Source organism: Hubeiibacter jixunmingi (genome assembly GCF_041928215.1).
Classification (GTDB): Bacteria; Pseudomonadota; Gammaproteobacteria; order Pseudomonadales; family Moraxellaceae; genus Acinetobacter.
The window spans coordinates 1-3,931 of record NZ_JBHFHK010000108.1 but is presented as its reverse complement, the minus strand read 5'-3'; the positions used below and the strand labels follow the sequence as shown (position 1 = coordinate 3,931).

Here is a 3,931-nt window from a genome sequence, read left to right as displayed (position 1 = left end):
ATTGGGCATCAGTAAGTGTTAGTCTATTCATATAATCAGAATAACTGATTTTCTTTGTATGTCAACACACCCTAAACTTCCTTTACATGAAAAATCTTAAAAGCTTAGCCAAAAGTGCTATAATATCCGTTATTTTATCATTTTTGATTGATGCTTATGACTGCAAATGCTGAAAAACGTGTGATTGTCGGAATGTCTGGTGGCGTGGATTCATCGGTGTCGGCTGCTCTTTTGTTACAACAAGGCTACCAAGTGGAAGGCTTGTTTATGAAGAATTGGGAAGAAGATGACGGTACAGAATATTGCACCGCCATGACCGATTTGGCAGATGCACAAGCAGTGGCGGATAAGCTCGGTATCAAATTGCATACTGCCAATTTTGCCATGGAATATTGGGATCGTGTGTTTGAATATTTCTTAGCGGAATATTCGGCAGGACGTACGCCAAACCCTGACATTTTGTGTAATAAAGAAATTAAATTCCGTGCCTTTTTGGATTATGCCATGACTTTGGGGGCAGATTTTATCGCCACTGGACATTATACCCGTCGTGGTGAAACCAAACAAAATCGCCAAGGCGAAACCTATACTGAGCTATGGCGTGGCGTGGACAATAACAAAGACCAAAGCTATTTTTTACATGCCGTGCATGGGCGTGAAATTCACAAGACGCTATTCCCAGTCGGTGAATTGGAAAAACCCGAAGTGCGTAAAATCGCTGAACAGTTAGATTTGGCGACAGCGAAAAAGAAAGACTCGACAGGAATTTGCTTTATTGGTGAGCGTCGTTTTAATGATTTTCTTAAACAATATTTGCCTGCTCAAAAAGGCGAAATTGTGCTAGAAAATGGCGAAGTGATTGGCGAGCATCATGGTTTGATGTATTACACTTTGGGACAGCGTGGCGGTATTGGTATTGGTGGTATGAAAAATGCTGATGAAGGGGCATGGTTTGTATTACATAAAGACCTAAAAAACAAACGTTTAGTGGTCGGTCAAGGGCATGAAAATCCATTGATGCAAAGCACCGAACTCACCACACAAGTCATTGACTGGGTGGCAGGTGAACAGGCCATCCCAAAGGAAGGTTTACGCTGTACCGCAAAAACCCGTTACCGCCAACCCGACCAAGATTGTACAGTGTTTGTCCTAGATGATGATAAAAGTGGTGAGAAAAATGGCACTGTCCGTGTGGTATTCGATGAGCCACAACGTGCCGCAACCCTAGGGCAATCAGTGGTATTTTATCAAGGGCAAAATTGTCTAGGTGGCGGTGTGATTGCTGAAACCAATGCACCATTGCCAGCTTATTTACTGTAATTGGGCTTTGAAATTTCACCAGATATTGGGCGTTAAACTATGCTAGCTCACCCTTTTGATAAAACATCGCTAAGCCTTACCGCTCGCCAACAGCGTAGCCTTGCTTTGGTCGGTGTTTATCAAGGGGCGTATATTGCTCACCTTTTAGCATTCGGTATGCAACCCAAACAAGACATTGCTCATGATGCCATGTTATTAATGATTAAAAGTTTTTTAAATTATCAATTCCAAAATCCACAGCCAGCCGAGCCGTTGCATTATATTGATAATCTGTCCGATGTTTCGATGGGTTTGTTTGCTTTGCAAAATAGCTTAAACCAGCCTTTTAGACCACCGCAGCCGAATAGCAAGATCCCGCCAGTACAACAAAGTTATTATCCAACCACTTATGCGTTGTCATTATTACAATTACAACGGAAAATTTATAAAAATCCTACTTTTTTAGCCAAATTTCAACATACCCAACAACAGATTTTAAGACAGCTCAGTTTTTTTGAATATGATTATTTACATCCAAGTATTATTGCCAATTTAGCCCAATTATATAGCGAAACGGCAAGTACGCTCACGCCAAAAATTATGGTCAAAGGCAAAATTGATGCCTTAAAAAATCAACAACAAGCCAATAAAATCCGAGCCATGCTGATTACCACTTTGCCTTATGCCCATATGTGGCGACAGCTTGGTGGCAATTCTTGGCAATTTATTTTTGGTAAAAGTAAAACCTTGCAAGATGTGCGAGAATTGGTGCAATTGCAATATCAGCAAGGCTCAAATTAAAAATACAAAAATCATTATTGCTTAAATTCGTAAGCGATGTTGAGACTTTTTCATGTTACAATATCGACAAATTTTTTGCCTTTTGGGATATTGTTATGAATAGCTTAACCGCCCTTTCCCCTTTAGATGGTCGCTATGCGTCAAAGTGCGATGCTTTACGTCCGTATTTGTCTGAATTTGGTTTGATTCACGCTCGTGTAACTGTAGAAATCCGTTGGTTGCAAGCCCTTGCCAATCATGCAGAAATCAAAGAAATTGCACCATTCTCAAGTGAAACCAATGCCCGTCTTGATGCCATTGTTGCCAATTTTTCAGAAGAAAATGCCAATCGTATCAAAGAGATTGAACGCACGACCAATCACGATGTCAAAGCGGTAGAATATTTCCTAAAAGAACAAATCGCAGATATTGATGAACTCAAAAATGCTGGTGAATTTATCCATTTTGCTTGTACATCAGAAGACATCAATAACTTATCACACGCTTTGATGCTCAAATCTGGTCGTGATGTGTTAGTACAATCTATGCAACAAATCGTAGATGCGATTGCGAATTTGGCAGAAAAACACGCGGCTCAACCGATGCTTTCTCGCACGCACGGTCAAACTGCTAGCCCAACGACTTTGGGTAAAGAGATGGCAAATGTGGCGTATCGTTTGGCTCGCCAAGTCAAACAATTTAAACAAGTGGAATTGCTCGGTAAAATCAATGGTGCAGTCGGTAACTACAACGCTCACCTTTCGGCTTATCCAGAGATTGATTGGGCGAAGCATTCACAAGCCTTTGTAGAAAGTCTAGATTTGACTTTTAACCCATATACGACACAAATCGAACCGCATGACTATATGGCGGAAATGTTCGATGCTTTACGTCGTTTTAATACCATTTTGATCGATTTTAATCGTGATGTTTGGGGTTATATTTCACTGGGTTATTTCAAACAAAAACTTAAAGATGGCGAAGTCGGCTCTTCAACCATGCCGCATAAAGTCAATCCGATTGATTTTGAAAACTCTGAAGGTAACTTAGGCATTGCCAATGCGGTATTGGCTCACTTGGGCGAAAAATTACCGATTTCTCGTTGGCAACGTGACTTAACTGACTCAACCGTATTGCGTAATATGGGTGTCGGTTTTGCACAAAGTTTAATTGCATTTGATGCTTGCTTAAAAGGTGTTGGTAAACTTGAGTTAAATGCTGACCGTTTAAATGAAGATTTAGACCATGCCCAAGAAGTGTTGGCTGAGCCAATCCAAACCGTAATGCGTCGCTATAATGTTGAAAAACCATATGAAAAACTCAAAGCATTAACGCGTGGTCAAGCCATGACACGTGACATGATGGTGAATTTTGTCAACGGTGATGAATTGGCAGCTGTGCCTGCGGCAGACCGTGAGCGTTTGGCGAAAATGACCCCTGCGACCTATACGGGTAATGCCGAACAGCAAGCTAAAGCGTTAAAGGATTATTTAAAATAAGGCTAAAACCATTTTAAAATAATCTGCTTTACATTGTGATAAAAATCGTTATTCTATCTGGGATAACGATTTTTTAAATCAGGGAAAGGAAAATAGCATCATGAATAAAATTAAATATCTAAACTTATTCTGGGTCATATTATGTGTTGCCCTTGCTACGATTAATCCGCTCGATATGCATGATTATTTATTACATCAAGCAGGTACGCTGATTATGATTGGCATATTGCTTTATTATAACCGCTTTATTCAGATTTCAAATTTAAGCTTTAGTTTATATTAGACCTCTTGCGAAAGTTTTGATATAATGACAAGATGAGATACGAAACAATCAAGGGCTTTAGCGACAGCCA

Annotated in this window: 4 protein-coding genes; all 4 read left to right on the top strand. The window is 40.1% G+C overall.

The features are described from left to right. The first annotated feature begins 156 nt into the window (after positions 1-156). Positions 157-1,320: a tRNA 2-thiouridine(34) synthase MnmA gene (gene mnmA / locus ACEYX7_RS10720; RefSeq protein ID WP_374804723.1), complete on the top strand. Its 1,164-nt coding sequence runs from the start codon at positions 157-159 to the stop codon at positions 1,318-1,320. 39 nt (positions 1,321-1,359) lie between these two features. After that, positions 1,360-2,100, top strand: coding sequence for a DUF489 family protein (locus tag ACEYX7_RS10715; protein ID WP_374900559.1), 741 nt, complete (start codon positions 1,360-1,362; stop codon positions 2,098-2,100). 95 nt (positions 2,101-2,195) lie between these two features. Next, complete coding sequence (gene purB / locus ACEYX7_RS10710) at positions 2,196-3,578, top strand: adenylosuccinate lyase (RefSeq protein WP_374806973.1); 1,383 nt, start codon at positions 2,196-2,198, stop codon at positions 3,576-3,578. A gap of 100 nt (positions 3,579-3,678) precedes the next feature. Beyond that, a complete protein-coding gene (locus ACEYX7_RS10705; protein ID WP_374900558.1) occupies positions 3,679-3,861 on the top strand; it encodes a hypothetical protein in 183 nt (60 codons plus the stop codon). Positions 3,862-3,931: the final 70 nt, after the last annotated feature.